Here is a 24,408-nt window from a genome sequence, read left to right as displayed (position 1 = left end):
CCCCGACCCTCTCCCCGAAGAAAAATGTTCGCTGTTATCGTATGTCAGGGGCGGGTAGAGGGAGAACCGATCTGGCTGCAACAGAACTATCGGAAACCAAATTATTTCAAACGCTTCAGGTCAAACCCGTGAGAGCTCCAGTGCTGGAGCCGAATTGGTCGGACTCGACGCCGAGGCGGTGGAGGAGGGAGAGGAAGAGGTTGCTGAGGGGGAGGTTGTTGTCGCGTTTGAAGGCGAGGTGCTGGCCGTGTTTGAAGCCGCCGCCGGCGAGGAGGATGGGGAGGTTGTAATTGTCGTGGGTGTTGGCGTCGCCCATGTTGCTGCCGAAGAGGACCATGGTGCGGTCGAGGAGACGGGCGTCGTCTTCCTTTTTTGAGGCGAGGGTTTGGATGAGTTTTTTGAAGAGGCGCATTTGTTCGCGATCGGCTTCGGCGAGCTGGCGGACTTTTTCTTCGGACTGACCGTGATGGCTGAGGCCGTGGTAGCCTTCGGTGGTGTTGTCAGCGCCGGGGAGATGGAAGGCGGGGGTGGCGAAGGCATCGACCATCAGAGTGACGATGCGGGTGGAGTCGGACTCGAAGGCGAGCTGCGCCATGGAGAGCATGAGATCGAATTTTTCGAAGATGAGCTTCTTGTCTTGAATGTCTTTGGGCTCGGGCTGGGTGGCGACGGGCTTGGGTTTGAGCTCCCATTCGCGGGCGGTGAGGAGGCGTTCTTCGACTTCGCGAACGGAGGTGAGGTATTGATCGAGGCGTGCGCGGTCGGTGCTGCCGAGGTCGCGGCTGAGGCGCTTGGTTTGGTCGAGGAGGGTGTCGAGGATGCTGCCGCGTTCGTCGAGCTGCTGGAGTTGTTTTTTGACAGCGGCGGGATCGCCCTGAACGAACATGCGGCGGAACAAGGCGGGGGCGCTGTCTTCTGCGGGAAGGAGGACGCCGTCGCGGGTCCAGGAGAGGCTGCGGTTGGCTTTGTCGATGTTGACGCCGAGGTTCAGCGTTGGATAGCGGGTCTGCTGGCCGAGTTTTTCGGCGATGTATTGATCGAGGGAGATTTGATTGCGGAAGCCGCTTTTGGTTGGGCCGCGTGCGGCGGTGAGGAAGCAGTTTTCTGCGCTGTGGCCGCCATTGACGTCGGGGTGGGAGAGGCCGCTGAAGAGGGTGAACTCATTGCGGACTTCGGCGAGTCCGGAGAGGGTCGGAGAGAGTTCGTAGTCGCGTCCGGTGTTCTTTGGAAAGAAGGGTTTCGGAAGGAAGCCGAGGTTGTTGGAGATGATGAGGAGGCGCTGGGGTGGTTTGACCTGTGCGGCGCGGCCGAAGACTGGGCGAAGGCATTCGAGGAATGGCAGGGTGAGAGTCGCCCCTGCGCTCCGTAGGAAGCGGCGCCGGGAGAGGGGTTTGGAGATGTAGGGGGCGTTCATTAGACAATCAGACAATCAGATGGGGAGACAATCAGAACCAGAGGTTAGCGCTGGGTGAGAGCCCACTGTTCGGGGTGGTTTTGCATGTTTACGAGCATGCCGATGATGTTGTCGTACTCGGCGTAGATCGCCCGCGTGGCATCGGCTTTGGCATAGCCGCATTCGACGGCGAACTGGAGCCATGTCTGCGTTTCAGCGGCTTCGCCTTCAGCATCGTTGAGCTTGCTGACAAAGGAGCCTGCATAACGACGCTTGCGCCAGGCCTCAGTTATGTTGGCAGCCACTGAACGCGAAGATCGGCGACCTTGATCAGTCAACGAGTAGCGCTCATCTTTCGGAAATGTCTTGCTGAGCCGAAACACTTCCATGGCCACGGCAAAGGCACGCTGATAAACATCCAAATCAGTGTGTCTCACCACTTTGCTTTTTCTCGTCTGCTGGTCTTTTTCAAGCTTCATGGTCGGGTCATCTCATTGTCTGATTGTCTCCCCATCTGATTGTCCCAGAAAGATGGGGCTTTGGATGAGGGCGTGGAGGAGGTCGCGGATGGGGTAGTTGTTTTTGGCGCAGGCGTTGAGGAGGGATTCGATTTCGGGGCGGTCGGAGAAGCGGACGGGGGTGCCGGTGGCGTAGATGGTGAACTGGTGGAGGAGGTTGCGGGCGAGCTGGCGGGGGTCGGCGGCGATGAGGGTTTTGAGGTCGTTGATGTTATTGAAGGTGCGGCCGTCGAGGAGTTTGCCGGTGGTGTCCACGGGGGTGGCGACGGTGTAGCTGAAGCTGTGGCCGGCGCGGTCGATGCCGGTGATGCGCTGGCCTTCTTCGAGGCCGCGATAGTGGGTGCGCCAGCCGCCGAGGATATCGAAGTTTTCGAGAGCGAGGCCGACGGGATCGAAGCGGGCATGGCAGGCGGCGCAGGATTTGGATTTGGTGTGGAGGGCGAGGAGATCGCGGATGGTTTTGGCACCGCGAATGTCGGGCTCGACGGCGGGGACGCTGGCGAGTGGTGGTGGCGGTGGCTGGCCGATGAGGCGTTCCATGACCCAGGCTCCGCGCACGACGGGGGAGGTGGTGGTGCCGTTGGCGCTGACTTTCAGAACCGCTGCCTGAGTGAGGAGGCCACCGAGTGGGCTGTCCTTGGGCACTGGAACTTTGCGCATGGCGGAGCCGGTGAGTGGTGGAAGCTGGTAGTGCTTGGCGAGGCGGTCGTTGGCGAAGACGAAGTCTGTTTTTACCAGCACGCTGGCGGGGAGGTTGTCGCGAATCATCGCGGTGAAGAAGGTGCGGGTTTCGCGCTCCATGCTTTCGACGAGGTACTCGTCAAAGCGGTACTCTGGGAAGAGGCGGATGTCGGGATCGTCGCGGCGGACGTGGCGGAGGTTGAGCCAGCAGTCGGTGAAGTTTTTGACGAAGCGGTCGAAGCCGGTGCTGGCGATGAGGCGTTCGGTTTCGGCACGGAGGGTCTGGGGATCGCGCAGCTTTTTGTTTTGCGCGAGGTCCATGAGTTTTGTGTCTGGACGTGAGTTGGTGAGGAAATGGGAGAGGCGGGAGGCGATGGCAAAGTGGTCGTCTGCTTTCACCGGTTCGCGCACGTAGATGAAGTCGCCGGAGGCGAGGAAGGCTTTGTAGCCGGCGAGCATGGCTTCCGCGAAGGAGGCGTTTTTGGCGAGCTGGGCCTGGATGAGGGCATCGAACATTTGCAGGTCCTCTTCGGGCACGGGCTCGCGTGCGGCGAGTTTGACGAAGCGGCGGAGGAGACGCTTGGCATCTTGCTGGGGGTCCTTGGGTTTCACGTCCACGCCGAGGTCGTCAAAGAGGACGCGGTGTGAGGGTGGAGGCCATGATTGAGATTCGAGGGGGCCTTCGATTTCGAGCCACTGAACGGCGAGGCCGGGCTGACCGCCCTCGGGGAAAGGTGGATAGCGGTAGGAGGGAGCGGAGCCGTTGGGGTTCATGGCCAGCGGCATGGGCTGGCCGAGCAGGCTGTACTCGATGGCTTCGCCGGCACGCAGACGAACGGTGGTTTCATAGACGCGCTTTTCGGGCTGGATGTCGATGATGCCGCCGGTGTCATGCACTTCATTGATGATGTCCACGCCCGCAGGTTTGCGACTGCGGAAGGTCATGGGCAGGGGCTGCGTGGCCGGGGTGATCACGTAGCCGGGCTGCTGGAGTACGGCGCGGGCGGAGAAGCGCACCTTGTAGTTGCCGGTGCGCTTGGCGGTGAAGTGTTTGGGGGTGCCGAGGTAGGGCCAGCTGGCGGAGCGGAAGAGGGCCATCTCGAGGGTTTCGTCTTTGGCAGCTTCCTGCTCGGTGGGTTCGTCTTTGCCTTTGTCTTTTTTCCCTCTGAATTCCACGGCCTTGTTGTCGCGAGTGAAGAACATGGCCTCGCGATTGCCGAAGGTGCCGGTGCCGGGGAAGAGATCGGTGCCGACGGCGCGGTATTTGATTGCCGGTGGCGGGGCGGCTTCGGTGGTGATGGCTGCGTGCAGTGCGGCCTCGGCGGCATCCAGATAAGCGACGAGCTGGACGCGGGACATGTCGAGCATGTCGGTGGTTTTGTTGAAGCGGTGGCCTTCGCGGTCTTCGGGGAGGATATCGCGGATGTCGAGGTCGGGAAGCTGAAGGAGATCGCGCAGGTTTTGTTCGTACTCGTCGCGGTTTAAACGGCGAAGAGGGCCGCGACCATGGGCGAGGATGTCGGCGTGATCAGCGGCGGTGAGGGATGTGGCGAGGGATTTGACGAGGGCGGCCCGGTCTGCCTGCGGGAGGTCCTCTGCTTTGGGTGGCATCTCGCCTTTTTCGACGCGGTCGTAGATGCGGATCCAGCGGTCGCGGGTGGCGGGAGTGGAAAGGTCGAAGGGGAGTGAGGTGAGATCGAGGCTGCCTTTGGTGGTGTCCTTGTCGTGGCACTCGAAGCAGCTTTTCTCGATCTGGGGCGGTGCGCTTTGCGCGTGCGTCTGCGCCAGCATGGGAAGAGCACTGAGGCTCAGGATGGAGATGAGGTGCTTGTGGTTCATGCTGCGAGGGCGCCTCCACGCAGAGCTGCGGTGGCCATGGCGCCGGCTTTTTTCACGACGGCAGCCAGTTTGAGCATGCGTTCCTCGCTCAGAAGCTGGCTGGGGCCGGTGATCCAGAGGGAGGCGATGGCGTTTCCTTCGGCATCGAAGATGGGGGCGGCGAGGCAGTGGTGGCCTTCGAGGTGTTCGCCGACGTCCGTGGCAAAACCATTGATGCGGACTTGGTCGAGGCACTGGAGGAAGTCTTTGCGGTTCGAAATGGTCCAAGGCTGGAAGCGTTCGAACTTCATGCCGGAGATGATTTCGTCGCGCTCGGGTTCGGGTGTGAAGGCGAGGATCGCCTTGCCGGGTCCGCTGGTGTGGAGGGGGAAGCGGGTGCCGCGCTCGACGTAGAACTTGATCATGGCGCGGCCGATGACGCGCTCGAGCACGATGCCTTCGGAGCCGCTGAGGATGCCGAGGTGGGCGGCCTCGCCGGTTTGATCGCTGAGCCAGCGCATGGCGGGGAGGGCGGCTTCGGTGAGGGGGACGTCATCGATGACGGGCTGGCAGAGTTTGAGCATGGCAGAGCCGACGCTGAAGCGTTTTTCGGCATCGCGCACGAGGTAGCCGTGGGAGACGAGGGACTGGGTGACGCGATAGACGAAATTGACGGAGAGTTTGAGGGAGTCGGCGATTTCGGAAAGCGTGAGGCCGTGGGGATGTCCGCCGAGGCATTGGAGCACGGCCAAGGCGCGGTCGAGGCTGGGGGTGCTGAAGCCGGAGTCGTGGACGGGGGCCTTGGGTTTTGTGCCTGGCTTGGTCCTTGGCTGGCGACGGGGTGAGCGGGTGGCGGGCATTTTCTATATGCTAAAGTGGTTGCACGGGTAGAAACGGCGTGGCGGAGATGTTTCTTGCGAGCGGTGCGGGGGATGACGATGGAGGCTACAAGCCGGGGTGTTTGAATCTGTCAGGGGGATAGGGGTGGGACGCGCACAAGGATGTATCTGAAATGCACCTGGGGGATGCGGGTGTATTAGTGGGTTGTGGGCGAAAAGGGGTGTTTGATTTTTAGCAAGGGAATGGAGAGCAACGTGAATGGGGAGAGGGGGCTGGGTTGGAGAGAGGGTGGATGGGCGAAAAGGGAGCGCTGTTTTCCGGCAGAGTAACGTGTTGGCAAAGGAATGGGCGGTGGGTGATTTGATTGAGGCGTGGTGGGGCGGTGATGGGGATGTGTGCTGGTTTTTTGCGGGGTGTGTGGCGAAGCGGGGCGGCAGGGACGTGCGGACGGAGCCGATGTGGACATCGGCGCTCCCAGCAATGAGATCCCCCAGGAGAAGGAGAACGCTTCTCGCATACCTCCGGCATGCGGCCTGGGTGGGAATGACGTCATGGGTCTGGTCCGGTGGTTCTCGCTCGCAAAGCCTCGCTTCACCGCCGGCTACCTTCCGTGCTCCCTCCGGGAGCAAATGCCCTTCGCATTTCATTCGCGCCGATTTCACGTTCCAGAACCGGCCTGCTTGCGATGCACCTAAGCTCAGTTTCACACGCGCGTTTGCGGCTCGGAGTGAATGCGGCAAGCCTGGGCCGACACCTTTTTTAACAGGCTGGACGACGAGTTAAGGACGGAGGATGTTCGTCACCTTGCGAAAGCGGTGTCGCCGATGCAGGCTTGCGCCGTGCATCTCTGCCACCGCACTCCACGATGCTGTCGCGTAGTTTGGTGTTCCATGACCTTCATTAGAAAGTGATGGCCACTGCTACGTCACCCCAGAGAGTTATTTTTTGTCGGCGGAGATCAGGATTTCGTCGAGGACGCGGCCGTCGGGATTGGGGAGCTTGAGGGCCAGGAGTTTGGCGATGGTGGGGGCGACGTCGAGATTGGCCATGCGATCGAGGACGATGCCTTTTTTGATGCCGCGACCGCTGGCGATGAAGATGCCATCGAGTTCGGGGTCGCCGTTGAAGTAGCCGTGGGTGCCGGCGTAGTTGACGGAGGGGGTGACGGTGGCGTCTCCGCCGGCGTCGTTTTTGAAGGCGTAGCCGGGTTTGGGGTAGAGGACGAGATCTCCCATGCCCTGGTTTTCTTCGGGGGTGGGCATGCCGAGGGTGTGGCCGTCTTTGCCGTCGATGACGCGGTCCACGCCTTCGACTTTTGAGAACATTTCCTTGAGCTGCGGCAGGAGCTCGGCTTTGCGGGCGGGATTGGTGATGTAGACGAAGGCCATGCCGCCCTGGGTCATGGAGTAGGCGTCGCAGGTGTTGATGGTGGGGCCGAGGCCCTGGGCGAGTCCGGCTTTTTTCAGCTCGACATTGGGAAGGATGATCTTGGTGACTTTCTTGAAGCCGTGATCGGTGGCGATGATGAAGGTGGTCTGATCGCGCAGACCGCTGTCTTCGACGGCTTTGACGAGATCGCCGACGAGACGATCTGCATAAGCGAGGGCGGTGGCGCTGGCCATGGAGCCGGGGCCGTAGGTGTGATGGGTGGAGTCGGTGTTGAGCGTGTGATAAAGCAGGAGGTTGGGCTTGTGGGTCTTGAAGATGTGGATGGCGGCCTTGGTCCACATGTTGTCGAGGAAGGTGACGCTTTTGCGCTGGGGGCCGAGCTGCATCCATGTGATGTGCTCGGGTTTGATCTCGCCGGCGGCGATCATTTCTTTTTCGACTTTGCCTTCGGCTTCGGGCAGCTCAGCGAAGCTCCAGTCGATGGTCTTGGCTTTGGTGACGGCGACCCAGTCGGATTCGGCGGTGGTGAGACCGGCTTCGTGTGCGATGTCGTAGAGGGTGGGGGCGAAGACGAGTCTGGTTTTGTCGGCCCACTGCTCGATCTTTGGCGGCTTGTTGTCGCCTTGGCGGACGAGGAGGCCATTGAAGAGGACGCCGTGCTTGCGGGGCTCCACGCCGGTGACGAGGGTGGTGTGATTGATCCAGGTGATGGAGGGATTGCTGACCGTCATGGCCTTGGTGCTGGCACCTTCGGCGGCGAGCTTGCGCAGATTGGGGATCTGCAGGGATTCATCATTCCAGAGCCATGCGGGGAAACCATCAAGGCTGATGAGGATGACGTGCTGGTCCTTGGGGTTGGTCGAAGGCGACTTGGAGCAGGACGTCAGTGTGCGAACAATGATGATGCTGAGGACAAGCAGGAAACAAAATTTCATTTGGGGCGAAGGGTTACGAGTGCTTGCGTCGTTTGCTTTCTCCCTCATGAAGCTTGCTGCATTTTTTCTCCTCACCGCCATGTCCGCCAATGCTGTTGAAATCGTTGCGCATCGGGGGTTTTCCGCGCGTGCGCCGGAGAACACGCTCGGGGCTTTTGATCTGGCATGGAAAAATCAGACGGATGCGTGTGAGCTGGATGTGTATCTGACGGCCGATGGCAAGACGGCGGTGATTCATGACAAGGACACGAAGCGCACGGCGGGAGTGAACCTGGATGTGGCGAAGTCCAAGCAGGCGGATCTGACCGCCATCGATGTGGGCACATGGAAGGGCAAGGAGTGGGCGAGTGAGAAGATCCCGACGCTGGAGCAGGCGCTGGCGACAATGCCGAAGGGGAAGCAGCGGTTCTTTATCGAGGTGAAATGCGGGGCGGAGATCGTGCCGGAGCTGAAGAGGATTTTGGAGCCGATGAAGGAACGTGCGGCGCAGCTGGCGATCATTGCGTTTAAGCGGGATGCGGCGGCGGAATCGAAGAAGGCGATGCCGTGGATCCAGGTTTACCGGCTGGCGGCTGGGAAGACGAAGGAGAAGAAGCCGACGGATCTGACGCAGCTGATCGCGGATACGAAGGCGGACAAGCTGGACGGGCTGGATCTGGGGACGGCTGATTTCCCCTGGGATGAGGCGATGGTGAAGCAGATCCGGGATGCGGGCTTTGGGCTGTATGTGTGGACGGTGAACAAGCCGGCGGATGTGCAGCGGTTTGCGAAGCTGGGGGTGGATGGGATCACGACGGATGATCCGGTGATGGTGAGGGAAGCGCTGGGGAAGAAGTGAGCGATGGGGCGGGAGTGGTGGAGTGGTCGGGGATTGAAAACTGGGAACTGAAAACTGAGAATTGTAAATTGTTCGGAGGGGACTGAGGCGAGGCGGAACTTTTTGCAGACGCTGCTGGTGGGCGTGGGGTGTGGTGGAGTGGTGGGTTTGCTTCCCGGATTGGAATGGCGGAAACCCAGGGCGGCCTCGCCAAGGCTCGTCTGCCCTGGGCTGCGATAGGCCACACCTTTGGTGTTTTAGAAGCGGCAGTTCTCGTCCGCATCAGACCTATTCAACGAACGACGTTCGGGTTTAACGAGTGGCATGCATGCGGGAGATCATTTTGGAGGTGGTGGAAGGTAATCTGTCGCAGGGGGAGGGAGACCGTGCTATCTGAGCCGCCCCCCACTCATGTCTCCTATTACTCCTGCTGTCGTTTCCGCCAAAGACCTGCGCCTTCAATTTGGGCTGCAACAGGTTTTCAATGATGCGACGATGAGCATTCATGAGGGTGAGAAGCTGGGGCTGGTGGGACGCAATGGCTCGGGGAAGACGAGTCTGATGCGCATCCTGGTGGGAACGGAGAAGCCGGACAGCGGCATTATCTCGCGGCGGAACGGGATCATCGTGAGTCATCTGGCGCAGGAGTTTGTGCTGGATGATGATGCGAGCGTGATCGACAACGTGCGGGCGGGTGCTTCGGCGCTGCTGGAGATGGTGGAGCGCTATGAGACCGGCGACTACAAGGGAGACCAGGAGGATGATTTGCTGCATCAGATCCAGCTGCATGATGGCTGGGGTGTGGAGACGCGGATCAGCACGGCGATGAATGAGCTGGGGCTGCCGGCGGCGGATCGTATCGTGAAAGGTCTCTCTGGTGGTGAGAAGCGGCGTGTGGCGCTGGCGCGGGCGCTGGTGTCGCAGCCGGATCTGCTGCTGCTGGATGAACCGACGAACCATCTGGACGCGGAATCGATCGAATGGCTGGAGATTTTCCTGCGGGACTTCACAGGTGCGGTGCTGTTTGTGACGCATGACCGGTACTTTTTGGACCGAGTGGCGACGCGGATCATCGAGATCGATGACAGCCGGATTTACAGTCATCCGGGGAACTACAGTGACTTTTTGGAGAGCAAGGCGGTGCGTGAATCTGTGGAGGCGAATTCGGAGCGGCGGCGGCAGAGCTTTCTGCGGCATGAGCTGGAATTTGTGCGTGCGGGTGTGAGAGGCCGGGGCACGAAGCAGCGATCACGACTGGATGAGTATGACCGTGTGGCGGCCATCGACGCGCCGGAGGCGGAGCTGGTGATGGATTTGATCATCCCGCCGGCGTCTGCGCTGGCGAACACGATCATCGATGCGGTGGAGATCGGCGCGCACATCAATGACCGGTGGTTGTTCAGCCATCTGAATCTGAGTTTTGACGCGGGGACGTGCACGGGGATTATCGGCCGCAATGGACTGGGCAAGACGACGCTGCTGCGGATGCTGATGGGGCAGCAGGCGCCGAATGAGGGCAAGGTCACTATTGGCAAGCGGACGGTGTTTAACTATGTGGATCAGCAGCGACTGCTGCTGAACCCGGAGAACAGCGTGATGGAGGAGGTGGCGGGGCCGATGTCTGAGTTTGTGCAGTTTGGGCCGGAGAAGATGCATGTGCGGACTTACCTGCGGCGATTCCTTTTCACGGATGAACGTGTGACGATGCGGGTGAAGGAGCTGAGCGGTGGGGAACAGAGCCGTGTGCTGCTGGCAAAGATTTTGCGCCGGGGTGGCAACTTTTTGATTCTGGATGAGCCGACGAATGACCTGGATCTGCAGACGATGCGGGTGCTGGAGGAGGCGATTCTTTCCTTCAAGGGCTGCGTGCTGGTGGTGAGCCATGACCGGTACTTCCTGGACCGTGTGTGCGACCGGCTGATCGCTTTTGAGGGACAGGGGCGCATTCATGAATGCGCGGGGAACTACAGCTACTACCAGGAGAAGCGTGCGGCGAAAGCTGCGGCGGAGCTGGCGCTGGTGAATGCGGCGGTGAAGAAGGAGAAGACGGTGGCGGCGAATGCGCCGAAGCCGAAAAAGATGTCGCAGAAGGAGCAGCGGGAGCTGGCGGAGTGTGAAGCGGCGATCACGAGTCTGGAGAGTGAGATCGCGGCGATGGAGGGGGAGCTGAGCAACCCGGAGACGTTTATTAAATTGGGGGCGGGGACGAATGACTTCATCGCGAAGCTCGAGGCGAAGAAGCATGAGCTGGAGGGGAAGTTTTCGCGGTGGGCGGAGCTGGAGGAGGTAAGAGTGGCGTGTGCGGGGTGATGGGCATGCCCATTATCGGTCACGCGTTTCGGGCATTTCCCGAGTCGCTTGCCTCACCCATTGATCGATAGATTTATAATCTCGTCGGGCCATGAAATCGAAAAGCTGATTCAGCCTGCTCATTTTCGGTGGAGAAACAAACTGCAGCAGTTCTTCATAGGATACTTCTTGGCTCGATGAGTCGAGATGCCACCATAGGCGCATCAGATACCGGCATTCTTCCTGAGAGCCCACGTCCGCGAATCTTGAGTGCAGCGCGCCCGTGACGCTGTTCAACTGGCTTTCATCACGAAACCATTCGGGACGGCTTGGAGTCCATTCAGACAGAAGTTCGGTCGTCATTTCGTCCAAGCCGGGGTCAATGCACTGAACTTACTCGAGCACCTTGATCTTCAGATTGCGGTAGTAGACGGGGGCCTGGGCTTTGCCGTGGAGGCCTTGGAGGCCGATGGGGCCGGAGCGGGCGTAGTCTTTGAGGGCTTTTTTGAATTTGTTGGGGGTGCCGTCGGGGTTTTTGCCGGCTTCGGACCATTTGTCGAGGTCGGCGTTGATGACTTCCTCGCCGTTGAAGACGACGCTGACGAGGGGGCCTTTGCAGGTGATGGTGAAGTGATTCCACTCGCCGACGGGTTTGGCCATGCTTTTGCTGGGGGGCATGGCGTCATAGATGGCGGCGACCATGCCGTATTTGCTGCCGTCTGCGGAGTCGTGGACCTGGATTTCGAGGGCGGAGAGGACGTCTTTGATGTTGCCGGAGCGGAGGAAGATGCCGCTGTTGGATTCCTTTTCGACTTTGAAGTCGAGATCGAGGATGAAGTCGCCGTAGGAGTCTTTGGTCCAGAGGGTGTCGTGGTCTTTGGCGACGAGGATGCCATCTTTGAGCTCCCATTTGCCGGGGTCGACGGTGTTGGAGAGGTCGGCGGCGAACAGGTCCTTCCAGCCGGTGGTGTCGGGGGGATCGACGGCCAGGGAGAGGGAGGCGGTGGCGAGAAGGACTAGGAGGGCGTGTTTCATGGGTGGTGGCTGGTAACGTGGAGGGGATGTGGGAGATTCCAAGTCATGGGTGGAAAGTTTGGCTTTGGGCTGCCTGCCGGAGGGGGCTGCCCCTCATTTAGGTGGATTCGGCGCGAAAGTGTTCGGGGTGATGGATTTATAGGATTGCTTTTTTCTCCGGCTTGGCCAATTCTCCATAAAATAACCCGCCAGCACTCACATTATCCGTTCCATGAAATCCGCTCACTCCTTGGTCATCCTCTCGGTTCTTGCTGCTTTGTCTCTTACTTCCTGTGGTCATGATTGGAGCTGGGGCAGTGGCGGCTACAGGCGCATCGCCCCGGGTGGCACCTACTACGGCAGCAACTTCAACGGAGCTCCTAGCTTCGGCGGACATGGCGGTGGCTACGGCAATGGCTACAGCGTCTGGCCGCAGCCGACGATCAACTACGGTGAGAACTTCACGTACGAAGACGATCCGAACAATGTGGGCAACAGCTGGGACCACGGCGGCTACGCGCTGCCGTCAACGAGAACGACTGTCGTTACCACCCGACAGGAAACGTACAACACCGTCCGCACCTCCGGCAAATAAGCCCTTCCCGTCAAAGGTGATGGTGGTCTGGAGTGGCAGAATGCCTCCAGAGGAAAAGGATTTCACTGAGCCGCCGCTGGCGTCCCAGAGGCGTGCCTGATTGTCGCGACCGGCGCTGAGGAGTTCTCCTTTGGGGCCGAAGGCGACGGCGAGTACGCCATTGGGGATCTTGCCATAAGAGCCCTGCGGGCGCTCTGGAGGATGGGCATTGGTTTTGGTGATGGCGGGCCAGCCGTCCTTGGCGTCCCACCAGATGAGGAGGCCGTCTTCGCCGCCGCTGGCGAGCATTTTGCTGTCGCTGCGCCAAGCGAGGGAACGGACGGAGGCTTTGTGCTCGGAAAGGGAGAGGAGGATGCCGCCGCCGGTGGGGTCCCAGAGATGGATTCCGCCGGCGCGATCTGAGCTGGCGAGTTTTTTGCCATCGGGGCTGAAGGCGAGAGCGGTGATCCAGTCGGTGTGCTTGGTGAGCTTGTGGCGGAGTTTGCCATCGGCGGTGCCGTAGATTTTGACGATCTTGCCGGAGCCGCCAAGGGCGACGAGCTGCTGATCGGGGCTCAAGTCTGCGGCGAGAACGGCGTCGGTTTCATCGCCGATGGTGGTGAGGCGTTTGCCGGTTTTGACGTCAAAGAGGACGACGCTGCCGGACTGGACGGGTTTGCCACCGGCGACCATGAGGACGCGGCCATCGGCGCTGAAGCGGATGACGTTGGGCTGGCCTTCGGGGAAGGCGAGGGCGCCGAGGGGCTGCTGGGTGGTGGCGTCGAGCAAAAGCACGTGTTCATGGCCGGCGACGGCGACGAGCGGGGCGCGCGGACTGGCGGCCATGGCGATGATGGGAAGCGGGCGCTTGAGTGCGGGGGGCGTGAAGGGAGGCAAGGACTCGGGCATCGGGGGCGGGCCGTCGAGTTTGATCCCGGTGGTGGGTGTGAAGCTGGTGTCGCGTTCGGCGATGAGGGATTTGCTGGCGGAGGATTCGCGGAGGCCGCCCTGGATCCACTGGCGGATGAGCTCGATCTGCGGGGCGGGAATGGCGGCTTTTTTGGGTGGCATGCGCTCGGCATCGTCTTCGGCAGTGATGGCCGTGAAGAGAAGGCTTTGACTGGCGCGGCCGGCGATGACGGCTTTGTCGCCGCTGCCGCCTTTGAGGACGGCGGTGAAGTTGGCGAGGTTCAGATCGGCTTTTTGTTCGTCGTCGCCATGGCATTTGAGGCAGTGCTCACGGAAGATGGGCTTGATGTGCTCGTCGTAGGTGATGACGGGATCGGCGGCGGCGGCCGTGGTGATTAGAGCGGGAAGGAGGAGAAGGAGGCGCATGTTTTTCGCAAGGGAATGAGAGAGCAAGGGAATGGGATAGGGAGGAATTGTTTCTGGATGGAACGGCGCTTGGTTAAGGGCGTGGGTTTAGGGGACGTTGGGACACGCTGGCGGCGGCGATGGGGCGGTGAGAACGCTGCTGGTGAGCTCGGCGTGTGAAGGGGGCGCTGGGTTTGCTTCCCGGATTGATGGGGCATAACCCAGGGTCGCCTCGCTTAGGCTCGGCTGACCCTGGGCTGTATTCCGCAGCCCCTTCAGGGCTGGCGTGGGGCGGAGCTTTTCGAAGACGCTGCAAGGGGGCGCAGGGTGAGGCGATGTGCTGGGTTTGCTTTCCGGAGACTGGCGTGAAGACCAGGGTGGCCTCGCGGAGACTTCCTCCTTCGCTCTGCGAGCTTCGTAGGACATGCGGCAACCCTTTGCCGAGATGCGCAGCCCCATTTGGGCTGTTGATGGAAGGGAGTGAAATGGCAGAAGAGTTTGGCATTTTACCAAGTGGATTCGGTGGCGTTGGTCGGTGCTTGCGAAAGTGGAGACGAGCGAAATCCCCATCTTGATGGATGCCATTTAATCCTGGATGATTTTCCAGTGGCCCCAGAGCTGGGAGAGCGAATCGAATTCTGGGGCGTTAATCGCAGCGAGGGTACACAGCCATGCGCCTGGCACGGTTTTTGGAAGCAGCCCGTGCATGGATCAATGATTGAAGAGGAACTCGGTGGAATTGAGGAGGCTCCAGAAGATGTCCTGGTAGGGTTTGCGGTCTTTGGTGTCGCTGCCGACGAGTTCGAGGAGGGCTTTGAGTTCTTCGGGCTTGGGTTTGCGGCTGAGGGAGCGGAGGTAGAGGTTTTCGATGATGGTTTCGGGTGGGGTGCCGGCCTTGAGGTGTTTTTCGATGACCTGCCCTGCCCCGACCTGGCTTTGGACGGTGTCGCCAGCGACCATGTGGAGGGTTTGTGAGAGGGTGGGTTCGAGCTTGGTGTCGCAGGCACAGACGCTGGCGCGTCCGGCGCGGCCGAAGGTTTCGAAGAAGGGATCTCCGGTCATCGCGTGGGTAGTATCGCCAGGGGTGCGCGGGTAGTGCTGGACGGCTTTGGTGCCTTTCGGGAAATACACGAAGCCGCGCTCGCCGTCGGTGGCTTTGACGATGGCATCGAGCAGGACATCGGCGCGCAGGCGGCGGAGCTGGGCGCGGGAGAACTGGCGGGTGTCGTCGGCGTTGGTCTTGTTGGGCCGCGCGGAGAGCTGGTAGGTGCGCGAGGTGGTGATGTCGCGGATGAAGGCGCGGAGGTTGAACTTGGAGTCGGCGAGGTGCTGGGCGAGGGCGTCGAGCAAGGGGCCGTTGGTGGGCGGATTGCTGACGCGCATGTCGTCGAGGGGCTCCACGAGACCACGGCCCATGAAGTGGGCCCAGATGCGGTTGGCGAGGTTGCGGGTGAAGAGCTCGTTCTTGGGTGAGGTGAGCCAGGCGGCGAGGGCCTGCCGGGGGTCTTTGCCCTTTGGCACGCTGCTTTCGCCGCCGAGCACGGTGGGGAGCATGGGGCGTTCATCGACGAGGTGTTTGGCGGGTGAGGCGGAGAGGTCGTTGAAGACATAGAACTCGCGCGGCTCGACGCCGAGCTTGCGCTGGATGCCGGTGAAGAAGCTGACCCAGCCGTAGTAGTCGTCCATGGTCCAGCGATCGAAGGGATGGTTGTGGCATTCGGCGCACTGGATGCGAACGCCGGTGAAGAGCTGGGAGAAGTCGGCGGCGAGGTTCTTGGGCGTGACGCGGACATCATGCACGAGCATGGTGTAGAGATTGGCGGGGGCGCTGTTGATGTTGCTGCCTGTGCCGGTAATTTGATCGGCGACGAATTCATTGAGCGGACGGTTCTCTGCCATCTGATCGTGGATCCATTCGTAGTAGACGTCGGCGGCTTTGACATCGGTGGCGGACGGTGCGTAGCCACCGCCTTTGACGCGGAGCATTTCGGCCCAGAGGTCCGTCCAGAGGTCGGTGAAGCCTTCGCTTTTTAGGAGGCGATCAATGAGGGCGGTGCGCTTGTCCTTGGATGTGTCCGCGATGAATTCCTGGTAGTCCTTGGTGGTGGGCAGAGCGCCGCTGAGATCCAGGAAGACGCGGCGGAGGAAGGTTTCGTCATCGCAGATTTCGGAGGGCAGGAGGCGCAGTTTTTGCAGGCGGTCGTGGATGATTTCGTCGATGTAGTTGTTCGCGACGGGATTCGTCCATTGGTAGTTTTTGTCCTGCGGAAGGACGATGACTTCGGAGCCGATGGTGAAGCGGTTGAAGCGGGCGAAGACGTGGGTGTCGCCCCGGCCGGTGGAGGTGACGACGCCGTTTTTGTCGATCTTGGCGGTGGAGGGGTTGTTGGAAGCGAAGAGAGCGAGGTCGGTGACATCGCGTTTGGTGCCGTCCGAGTAGCGGGCGGTGACGGTGGTCTTTTGGGTGCCTTTACCGCCTTCGAAAACGAGGCGCTCGGGTGCGAGGGTGATTTCGACAGGCTGGGGGACGGATGCGGCATCGTCGGGGGCGCCGGCGGCGATCCAGTTGAGCAGGGTCTGGTAGTATTTGGTATCGGGCTTGAATAGCTCGCCACCGGTGTGGGGGACTTTGCCGGTGGCTTTGAGGAGCATGAGGCTTTGCTCGGGGGCGGCGAGATTGACGCGGCGGCCGACCATTTCCTGGGTGATGCGGTAGTAGTCGCCTTTGGCATCGTAGCCGAAGAGGGAGAGCATGAAGCCGTCTTTGCCGCGAGCGGAGCCGTGGCAGGTGCCTTGGTTGCAGCCGGAGCGGAAGAGGATGGGCATGACGTCGCGGCGGAAGCTGGGGGCTGATGCTTCATCGGCTATGACCGAGAGAGGGAATAGCAGGGCGAGGAAGAGAGGTTTCATTTTGGCAAAGGAATGAAGGAGCAAGGGAATGTTCCGGAGACTGAATTTATGGCTTTACTGGAGGAGAGTAGTCAGGGTGATGTCCTGGTGATTGAAGTTGATCCAGTGGAGGCACTTCAGAGGTAATGAGGCGAGAAGGAGCTGGAGGTGGGGGCGCTGTTGCTCGATGTAGGTTGTGTAGGAACTGACGTGGAAGGCAGTGTGTCCGGCGAGCATTGGCAGTGTATGGGTGCCGAGTTCGATGTCGTTGCTGGTTACGGTGAGCCGGGTTTCGGGAGCGTTGAGAAGGCATGACAGGGCCTCCCGATAGAGACTGGCTTCGAGGAAGCCGCCGAGATCATCAACAAGGCAGGTGAGATGGTCTCTGAGAAGACGGCATTTTGCCGAAAGTGGCTGCCAGCCGTTTGTCGTGATCTTACATGCGTGACGCTGGGCTGTTGTGACCGGAGCCATGCGCAGTTTTCCATTTACTTTGTGATCGCTGAAGTTGAGCAGTTTGATGCAGCGAATGCCGAGGCACATGGCGTAGTTGAACACTTGGGCGTCATGCGCGGGGATAAAGTGTTCAACCGTCTTCAGTTCATAGACGGCATCGCTCGCCACCAAGTCGAGGCGATATTCCTTGGTGAACGAACCATGAGTTACTCGAAGCGGCACTTGTGTCATGACGTTCTTCATTCCAGCGGCACGCAATCGGCTGGCCAACTCATTTTCATACACATGTTCATCGCACAGCCGTCCAAGATTGTTCTGCGTGGCATAGGCGCATTTCATGACGAGATCGTCGCGCTCAATAAACTCGTCGCGCGTCAGATTGGCGATGGGCATGGCGCAGTGAATCGGCATCAATCGAAAGTAAAAAATTCAGTCATTCCATTGCTCCTTCATTCCTTTTGCCGAAAAGAAGGTGTTCATTTCAGAGCGGCTTGTTGCAGGGCGGGGTCGACGCGGAGGATGGCTTTGCCGGTGCGCTGGCGGATTTGCTGGTTGTGTTCGGTGACGGTGATTTCGCAGCTGAGTTCTTTGTACTGGCCGAGGAGGGCTTCGGGGGTGGCGGAGATTTCGAAGGTGAGGTGTTTGTCGCCGGACTTGAGTTTGGGGGTGTTGATGACGGTGACACCTTTGGGGAGGCCGAGGAGGGTGGCGGTGGCTTCGCCTTCGAAGGGTTTTTTGTGTTCGATGTCCCAGACGACCTGGGCTTTTTCGCCACGACGGACGGCGGTGGGATTGCTCTTCAGGGCGATGTAGGGCTGGGCGATGGTGATGTCGATGAAGGCGCTGGAGGCGCGGATGCGGCCCGCGCCGAGGTAATAGGAGCCGCCTGCGGTGGAGGCGGTCATGGCGAGGCGATAGGTGCCGGGCACGGCTGAAGTGCTGGCGCTGAGGCGCAGGGTGCCTGCGTTTTTACCTGCTGGGATGGTGAGTGTGGGCTCGCCTTCGACACCGGGTGGCACCCAGTCGAACTGATGCTCGATGGCTTCATCAAAGCCGGGCTGGCGGGTGATTTTGACCGGCAGCGTGAGTTCACCGTTTTGGGAAAGCGGGATGGTCGGCTGCTCGACATCGATTTGATAAGGGGCAGGCTCGGTGACGGCAAAGGCGTAGTCATTGACGACGAAGGAATGCCAGGCGTGACCCCCGCTGTGGCCGAGGAAGGGAAAGGACTGCTGCGAGCGGCTGAGCAGTGGGGTGCCATCGGTGGTTTTGCAGGTGATGGAGATGAGCGCGGTCTGTGGCTGGGTGCCGGCGTCGGCGATGAACTGAACCGGGACCTGCCGCTGACCGGCGAGCAGACGCGGAGCGATCATGCGCACGCCCTTGGGCAAGCCATGCACGACAAGATCGAGTTCGCCTTTGTAGCGAGTGCCGGGGGCATCGATGAGATTCACATTCACCGTCCAGCGGCCACCTTGTGGCACGGCGATGCTGGTGAGGCGTGGACATTCGACCATGTCGATGACGCGCGCCTGGATGAAGGTGTTGATCTCATCGCGGACGGGCTCGACCTCGATGCGGTAAACGGAAGTGGGATCGCCGAGGCCGCGCATGTCGGTGATGTTGATGAGGTAATCGCCATCGGTTTTCGGTTCCCAGATGACCGCGGGATCCATGAGTTCCTTGCGCTGAATCTGGCGTGACATGGCCCAGAGATCGCGATCAGGGAGCGTTGAGTCATCTGCGGTGATGTCATCGGTTTCGGCGTCGGCTTTGCGGATGGTGAGTCGTGGATCGAGCGGCGTGCCGAATGACCGAGCAAAGACGCGCACGCGCCAGCGATCACCTGCTTTGGCTTTGACGCGGAAGGTGTCGGCATCATTGGCGGCTTCGATGCGGCCGTTCAAAGCAGCAGGGAGGGCGGTGACGGTGGTTTCATCGGCCTCTTTGGTTTCGAGCACATTGGGGAACTCGCTCACGCGCATCATCAGCGGCGAGGGCATGGTGTCGTTGAAGGCGAAGTCGCCAGCTTGTGCGGGGAGCGTGACCTGGATGGCCTCGTCGCCTGCGGGATCGCCGAGAAGGGTGGCGGCAAGTTTTTCGCCTTTCATGCCACCGGCGGGATACACGGCGAGGGGGCGATGATTTGAGCCGATGTGCGCGAGGTAGTAGCCGTTGCCGCCGGAGGTGAAGATGCGCTGTTTGATTTCGACGCGGTATTCGCCATCGGCGGGGAGAATGGTGCTGAGCACGGGGTCTTGCAGGTGCAGGGCGCTGTCGTCATTGCGGGCGAGTTCTTTGCCACTGGCATCGAGAATGCGTGCGGTGAGGTCGAACTCGGACCCGGCGTAAAACTTCTCCGTGAGCCATACGGAATCGACCTCCACGGAAAGGTGCTCGCCTTTGCGACCGGTGACGCGGTAAACATCGACATCACCGACTTGATTTGTGTCCATGCGGCCGAGCACCGCGCTGTTCATCGGCACGGGTTGGTCTTCCTGTGCTTCTTTGACGATGGGAAAGCGAGTCACTGCGAAGGTGCTGAGCGTGGTGAGCTCGGTGGCGGTGCGCAGCTTGAAGGGGTGCAGTCCGAGCGGGCAGTCGGCGTCGATCTGAAGCTTTGCCTGCACGCTGTCTTGAATGAAACCGCCGTGGATGGTGCCACGGGACTCGGGCAGCGAGGGCAGGCTTTTGAGTTCGATGCAGCGGATGCCGGGACGATAGAAGAGGATCTCCCGCGCCTCTTTGATGAAGGCACCTTCCAACGTGACTTCGACCGTGGTGCCGCGCTGGCCGGCGCGAGGCGTGACATACTCGATGTGATGCACCATGGGGCCTGCGAAGGCCGAGGTGAGCAGGCATGCTGAACCCATGAGGGCGGTGAAAAGTCGCATGGCGATTAGGAGATGATGCCTTTGACGACTTTGCCGTCTTTGACGATTTCGATGGGGCGGGTACCGCCGAAGGCCATGAGCTCCTCGTTGGAGTCGATGCCGAGCTGGTTGTAAACGGTGGCGAGGAAGTCTTCGAGCTTCACTTCGTCGCGAGCGGGTTCGGCGGAGGTGGCGTCTGAGGCGCCGTAGATCTGACCGCGGGTGATGCCGCCGCCGGCGAGGAGCATGGAGTAGACGCGGGCCCAGTGGTCGCGGCCATTGCTCATGTTGACCTTGGGTGTGCGGCCGAACTCGGTAGTGACCATGACGAGGGTGCTGTCGAGCATGCCGCGCTGATCGAGATCGGTGATGAGGCCGGAGATGGCGTGGTCGAGGGCGGGCATGAACTCGATGCAGGTGCCTTTGATGTCCACGTGGGAATCCCAGGAGCCGTAGTTGACGCTGACGAAACGGACGCCGGATTCGACGAGTCGGCGAGCGAGGAGGAGGCGCTCGCCGACGGCGGCGGGGGCGCGTTGTTTTAGCTCGTAGTTGCGGCCGTAGAGATCGCGCGTGGCATCGTTTTCGTCGGCGAGGGAGAAGGCTTTGCGGGCGGCGTCCGAGGTGAGGAGGGAGTAGGCACTTTTGTAGAAGTCATCCATCGTGTTCACCTTGTCGATGTCGGCATCCAGTTTGCGGAGCTGGCCTTCGACGATGTCGCGCGCGGCTTTGCGGCGTTCGAACTGCTGCATGGAGACGCCGTCAGGGATGCTGAAGTCGCGGACTTTGAACTCGCCTTTGGCGCCGGGGTCGGCGTTGAGCTGGAAGGGGCCGTACTTGCTGCTGAGGAAACCGGTGCCGCCTTCAAAGCCGCGCATGGAGGGAATGGCGACGTAGGGGGGCATGCCTTTGCGCACGCCCATGAGATGGGAGACGACGCTGCCCATCTGCGGGTAGTCGATGACGGTGGTGGGGGTGTAGCCGGTGTAGAGGTGGTAGGTGGCCTGCTGGTGATCGGGGATTTTGCCGGTGACGGAGCGGACGATGGTGAGCTTGTCGGCGATTTTGGAGAGGCGGGTGAAGTTCTCGCTGAAGACTTCGCCGGTCTTGGTTTTGGCGACGCCGAAGGCGCCGCGGTATTCGGTGGGCGCTTCGGGTTTGGGGTCCCAGGATTCCTGCTGGGCCATGCCGCCGGGGAGGTGGAGGTGGATGATGCTTTTGGCTTTTCCTTCTTTGAAGAAGCCGGGCTCGACGGTGGCGCGGGCTTCGTGTTTGAGGAGATCGGCCATGCTGAGACCGAGGGCGCTGCAGAAGCCGATGCGCATGGCCTCGCGGCGGTGGAGATTCATCTGGCGGAAGCCGGAGCAGCCGGAGGGGGTGGAGGCTTTCATGTGGCTGGTGACGGGGATTGCGGGGAAACGGGTAGCTGAGTTTACTGACTGAGGCTGGGTTTCCTTGCGGGACCCCGAGAACTCGGGGGGAGGGTTGGCGAAGGGTGCGCTGAGCTTCCAGATTCCGGCTGAAGCCGGTACTACAAAACGTGCGGTGGGTGGGAGTTTGCGGTCATGGCTGCAGGTGAGCTTTGCAGAAGTGGAGAGGCCGTTTCATAGTGGGGGATGAATTTGAATCTTGAAGGGCAGGCGGTTGCTGTGTTTGGAGCTGCGCGTGGTATTGGGCGGGCGATTGCGGATGGGTTTGTGGCGGAGGGGTGTGCGGTGCGGGGGTTTGACCGGGAGAAGACGGCAGAGTTTGTGACTGCGGGGGATGTGGCGAACTATGAGGGGGTGAAGGCTTTTGCAGGGGAGTTTGAGAGGGTGAACCACGTGGTGTTTTGCGTGGGCATTGGGTCGGGGAAATTTGGGTTTCCGTTTTGGAATCTGGAGCCCGACGACTGGGCGCGAGTGCTGGAGGTGAACCTGATCGGCGCGGTGAATGTGGCGCATGCGTTTGCGCCGAGGCTGATCGAAAGCGGTGGAGGATCGATGCTGTTTCTAGTGTCTGTGGCGGGGCAGATGGGGTCGCAGACGGATCCGCCGTACAGTGCTTCGAAGGCGGCGCTGATTAACTTTACGCAGTGCGCGGCGAAGGATCTGGGGCCGCATAATGTGCGGGTGAATGCGCTGGCACCGGGGATGGTGAAGACGGAGCTGAATCAGAGCATCTGGGCTGCGGGGCAGAAGAAGCTGCCGGAGGACAAGCGGCAGAGTTTTGATGAATGGGCGGCGGAGAAGATCAAGAAGGTGTCCCACCTGGGCCGCTGGCAGATGCCGGAGGAGTATGCGGCGATGGCGACGTTTCTGGCGTCAGATCATGCGAAGAACATCACGGGGCAGACGATCAATATTGATGGGGGGCAGGTGATGCATTCGTGAGGGGGGCGTCAGGCGCGTGGGCGGTGCCGGCAGAGATTGTAAACTGGGAACTGAAAACTGAGAATTGTAAATTGGCCGGAGGCGTGCGGCGGAGCGTTTGGCAGACGCACCTGGTGAACGGTGATGACGGAGCGCCGCACAGGGACTGTGCGGACCACTATGCTGGCGCCTGTGCGAGGCGCTGTGAGGTCTTGAACGGTCTTACTCTCTCCAGACCTTTTTCCAGCTCTTTTGGTATTAAGCGTTTGGGGAGAAGCGGAGCGTTTCCTTGTTCCACAGGAACAAGGCTACTTTGCTTCGCCACAGCGGCATCGAGTTCGCTCTACTCGTAGAGGCGGAAGAGGCCGCTGTGGTCGAGGTCGCCGAGGTGTTTTTCGTGGACGAATTTTTCCCACTGGGCGAGGGAGTTTCTCAATGTGGGGGAGTCGAGGCCGACGGAGTCGGCGAGCTGGGACATGAGGCGGACGTCTTTGAGCTGGAGGGTGGCGCGGCCACCGGGGGCGAAGTCGCGGCGGACCATGCGGTCGCCGTGGAGATCGAGGATGCGGCTTTCGGCGAAGCCGCCGAGGAGGGCTTTTCTAACGAGGGCGGGATCGACGCCGGAGAGTTCGGCGAGGCGGAGGGCCTGGGCGACGGCATCGATGGTCTGGGCGACGATGAGCTGATTGGCCAATTTGGTGACCTGGCCGCTGCCGACGGGGCCGAGGTGGGTGATGTTTTTGCCGACGGCCTGGAAGATGGGGAGGGCGCGCTGGAAATTGGATTCGCTGCCGCCGGCCATGATGGTGAGGGTGGCGGCTTCGGCGCCGACCTGACCGCCGGAGACGGGGGAGTCGACCCAGTTGACGCGTTGGGCCCATTGTTTGGTTTCGGGGACGCCGGTGGTGCCGAAGTCGATGATGAGGGCGTCTGGGTGCAGGCCTTCGATGAGGCCGCCGGGGCCGAAGACGACGGCTTCGACGACGTCGGTCATGGTGAGATTGATGCAGATGATGCCGGGGCCGATCTCGCGGGCGAGGTCCGGGAGGGAGGAGGCGCGGCGCATGCCGAGGGCGACGGCGGCCTCTGCGGGGGCGGGGCTGCGATTCCAGACGACGACGTCGGCTCCGGCTTCATGGAGGTGGCGTGCATTGGCGCGGCCCATGTTGCCGAGTCCGACGAATCCGATCTTGTGTCCTGCGAGTGGCTTGCTCATGTCGGGGCGAACTCACATCAGGCGGTGCCTGATGGCAAACTCCTTCCCAACCAACTCATGAAAATCATCATCACCGGCGGCGGCGGCTTCCTTGGCTCCCAACTTGCGCAGAAACTTTTGGACCGCGGCACGTGGTGCGGCGAGGCGATCACGGAGATGGTGCTGCTGGATGCGTTTTTTCGTGGGGAGCCGACGGATGCGCGGGTGAAGCATGTGAAGGGTGACATTGGTGACCGGGCGACGGTGCTGGCGACGACGGGGGCGAAGTTTGATGTGATCTTTCACCTAGCCTCGATGGTGAGCGGGGAGTGTGAGGAGAGATTTGATGATGCGATGCGGGTGAACCTGGAGGGCGGGCGCAATGTGTTTGAGGCGGCGCGTGCGGCGGAAGGGCGGCCGCGGGTGGTGTTTGCGAGCAGCGTGGCGGTTTATGGCGGCATCGACATGTCGCAGCTGATGTCTGACCTGACGAAGCAACTGCCGCAGACGACCTACGGGATGACGAAGGCGATGTGCGAGATGATGGTGAACGACCACACGCGCAAAGGGCACTTTGACGGACGCAGTGTGCGGCTGCCGACGGTGATCGTGCGGCCGGGCAAGCCGAATGCGGCGGCTTCGAGCTGGGCGAGCGGGATGTTTCGTGAGCCGCTGAATGGCGAGGCGTGCCTGCTGCCGATCCGCCGGGATCAGCCGCATCCGATGACGGGGTATCGGACGGTGATTGAGTCGTTCATCTTTTTGAGTGAAGTGGCGGAGGAGAAGCTGGGCAAGGACCGGGCGTATGTGCTGCCGGCGCACCGGGTGACGCCGAACATTGCGGAGAAGGTGATTCAGGAGGTGGCGGCCGAGAAAGGGATCACGCTGGGGCCGATTGTGGATGCGTTTGATGCACGGATTCAGGGGATCGTGGACAACTGGCCGCAGCAGGTGGACGGCGCGCGGGCGGAGGCGATTGGCCTGCCGAGGCCGCCGGAGCTGAAGGTGATCGTGGAACAATATGTGGCAGACTTTGGAATGAAGTAGGCTTTGCCGCGACCG

At 61.0% G+C, this 24,408-nt stretch carries 19 protein-coding genes; 6 read left to right on the top strand and 13 right to left on the bottom strand.

Annotated features, from left to right (window positions below):
- Window positions 1–115 precede the first annotated feature (115 nt).
- From AC3RLQ_RS24565 to AC3RLQ_RS24545, 5 genes are all read right to left on the bottom strand, one after another.
- On the bottom strand, window positions 116–1,414 hold the full coding sequence (locus AC3RLQ_RS24565) for a DUF1552 domain-containing protein (RefSeq protein ID WP_493031283.1): 1,299 nt from the start codon (window positions 1,412–1,414) through the stop codon (window positions 116–118).
- A 44-nt stretch (window positions 1,415–1,458) separates the two neighbouring features.
- Complete coding sequence (locus AC3RLQ_RS24560; protein ID WP_493031282.1) at window positions 1,459–1,872, bottom strand: four helix bundle protein; 414 nt, start codon at window positions 1,870–1,872, stop codon at window positions 1,459–1,461.
- 12 nt (window positions 1,873–1,884) lie between these two features.
- Complete coding sequence (locus tag AC3RLQ_RS24555; protein ID WP_493031281.1) at window positions 1,885–4,431, bottom strand: DUF1592 domain-containing protein; 2,547 nt, start codon at window positions 4,429–4,431, stop codon at window positions 1,885–1,887.
- The gene (locus AC3RLQ_RS24550) at window positions 4,428–5,270 is read right to left on the bottom strand and encodes an IclR family transcriptional regulator (RefSeq protein ID WP_493031280.1); all 843 of its coding nucleotides are present in this window, start codon (window positions 5,268–5,270) and stop codon (window positions 4,428–4,430) included. The genes AC3RLQ_RS24555 and AC3RLQ_RS24550 overlap by 4 nt, the downstream gene beginning before the upstream one ends.
- A 918-nt stretch (window positions 5,271–6,188) precedes the next feature.
- Window positions 6,189–7,574 (bottom strand): alkaline phosphatase family protein, encoded by a 1,386-nt coding sequence (locus tag AC3RLQ_RS24545; protein ID WP_493031279.1) that lies wholly within the window; start codon window positions 7,572–7,574, stop codon window positions 6,189–6,191.
- Between the two features lie 46 nt (window positions 7,575–7,620).
- Here AC3RLQ_RS24545 and AC3RLQ_RS24540 point away from each other — a divergent pair, with 46 nt between their 5' ends.
- The 3 genes from AC3RLQ_RS24540 to AC3RLQ_RS24530 all read left to right on the top strand — a co-directional run bounded on the left by AC3RLQ_RS24540 (window position 7,621) and on the right by AC3RLQ_RS24530 (window position 10,701).
- A complete protein-coding gene (locus AC3RLQ_RS24540) occupies window positions 7,621–8,412 on the top strand; it encodes a glycerophosphodiester phosphodiesterase (RefSeq protein ID WP_493031278.1) in 792 nt (263 codons plus the stop codon).
- A 54-nt stretch (window positions 8,413–8,466) separates the two neighbouring features.
- Window positions 8,467–8,631 carry a twin-arginine translocation signal domain-containing protein gene (locus AC3RLQ_RS24535; RefSeq protein ID WP_493038755.1) on the top strand — a complete coding sequence of 55 codons (165 nt, stop codon included), beginning with the start codon at window positions 8,467–8,469 and terminating at the stop codon, window positions 8,629–8,631.
- Between the two features lie 171 nt (window positions 8,632–8,802).
- On the top strand, window positions 8,803–10,701 hold the full coding sequence (locus AC3RLQ_RS24530; RefSeq protein WP_493031277.1) for an ABC-F family ATP-binding cassette domain-containing protein: 1,899 nt from the start codon (window positions 8,803–8,805) through the stop codon (window positions 10,699–10,701).
- A 12-nt stretch (window positions 10,702–10,713) separates the two neighbouring features.
- Here AC3RLQ_RS24530 and AC3RLQ_RS24525 read toward each other — a convergent pair whose 3' ends face one another.
- Window positions 10,714–11,043: a hypothetical protein gene (locus AC3RLQ_RS24525; RefSeq protein WP_493031276.1), complete on the bottom strand. Its 330-nt coding sequence runs from the start codon at window positions 11,041–11,043 to the stop codon at window positions 10,714–10,716.
- A 30-nt stretch (window positions 11,044–11,073) separates the two neighbouring features.
- Window positions 11,074–11,715, bottom strand: coding sequence for a 3-keto-disaccharide hydrolase (locus AC3RLQ_RS24520; protein ID WP_493031275.1), 642 nt, complete (start codon window positions 11,713–11,715; stop codon window positions 11,074–11,076).
- A gap of 211 nt (window positions 11,716–11,926) precedes the next feature.
- Between AC3RLQ_RS24520 and AC3RLQ_RS24515 the strand changes: the two genes are divergently transcribed.
- Window positions 11,927–12,289 (top strand): hypothetical protein, encoded by a 363-nt coding sequence (locus AC3RLQ_RS24515; protein ID WP_493031274.1) that lies wholly within the window; start codon window positions 11,927–11,929, stop codon window positions 12,287–12,289.
- On the opposite strand, the gene AC3RLQ_RS24510 is transcribed toward AC3RLQ_RS24515, so the two are convergent.
- The 5 genes from AC3RLQ_RS24510 to AC3RLQ_RS24490 form a co-directional block, all read right to left on the bottom strand.
- Window positions 12,221–13,603, bottom strand: coding sequence for a WD40 repeat domain-containing protein (locus AC3RLQ_RS24510; protein ID WP_493031273.1), 1,383 nt, complete (start codon window positions 13,601–13,603; stop codon window positions 12,221–12,223). The two genes, AC3RLQ_RS24515 and AC3RLQ_RS24510, sit on opposite strands and share 69 nt — an antisense overlap.
- A 690-nt stretch (window positions 13,604–14,293) precedes the next feature.
- Entirely contained in the window at window positions 14,294–16,492 is a 2,199-nt protein-coding gene (locus AC3RLQ_RS24505) for a DUF1549 domain-containing protein (protein WP_493031272.1), read from the bottom strand.
- Between the two features lie 54 nt (window positions 16,493–16,546).
- Window positions 16,547–17,320: a GxxExxY protein gene (locus tag AC3RLQ_RS24500; RefSeq protein ID WP_493031271.1), complete on the bottom strand. Its 774-nt coding sequence runs from the start codon at window positions 17,318–17,320 to the stop codon at window positions 16,547–16,549.
- Between the two features lie 83 nt (window positions 17,321–17,403).
- A complete protein-coding gene (locus tag AC3RLQ_RS24495) occupies window positions 17,404–19,821 on the bottom strand; it encodes a PPC domain-containing protein (protein WP_493031270.1) in 2,418 nt (805 codons plus the stop codon).
- A gap of 5 nt (window positions 19,822–19,826) precedes the next feature.
- The gene (locus AC3RLQ_RS24490; RefSeq protein ID WP_493031269.1) at window positions 19,827–21,191 is read right to left on the bottom strand and encodes a DUF1501 domain-containing protein; all 1,365 of its coding nucleotides are present in this window, start codon (window positions 21,189–21,191) and stop codon (window positions 19,827–19,829) included.
- Window positions 21,192–21,416: 225 nt separating this feature from the next.
- Between AC3RLQ_RS24490 and AC3RLQ_RS24485 the strand changes: the two genes are divergently transcribed.
- The gene (locus AC3RLQ_RS24485; RefSeq protein WP_493031268.1) at window positions 21,417–22,172 is read left to right on the top strand and encodes an SDR family NAD(P)-dependent oxidoreductase; all 756 of its coding nucleotides are present in this window, start codon (window positions 21,417–21,419) and stop codon (window positions 22,170–22,172) included.
- Between the two features lie 322 nt (window positions 22,173–22,494).
- Here AC3RLQ_RS24485 and AC3RLQ_RS24480 read toward each other — a convergent pair whose 3' ends face one another.
- Window positions 22,495–23,367 carry an NAD(P)-dependent oxidoreductase gene (locus AC3RLQ_RS24480; RefSeq protein ID WP_493031267.1) on the bottom strand — a complete coding sequence of 291 codons (873 nt, stop codon included), beginning with the start codon at window positions 23,365–23,367 and terminating at the stop codon, window positions 22,495–22,497.
- A 57-nt stretch (window positions 23,368–23,424) separates the two neighbouring features.
- Between AC3RLQ_RS24480 and AC3RLQ_RS24475 the strand changes: the two genes are divergently transcribed.
- The gene (locus AC3RLQ_RS24475; RefSeq protein ID WP_493031266.1) at window positions 23,425–24,393 is read left to right on the top strand and encodes an NAD-dependent epimerase/dehydratase family protein; all 969 of its coding nucleotides are present in this window, start codon (window positions 23,425–23,427) and stop codon (window positions 24,391–24,393) included.
- Window positions 24,394–24,408: the final 15 nt, after the last annotated feature.

It is taken from the genome of Prosthecobacter sp. GW821-HT29F12, from assembly GCF_058803405.1.
This window is presented reverse-complemented; position numbering and strand designations above follow the sequence as displayed.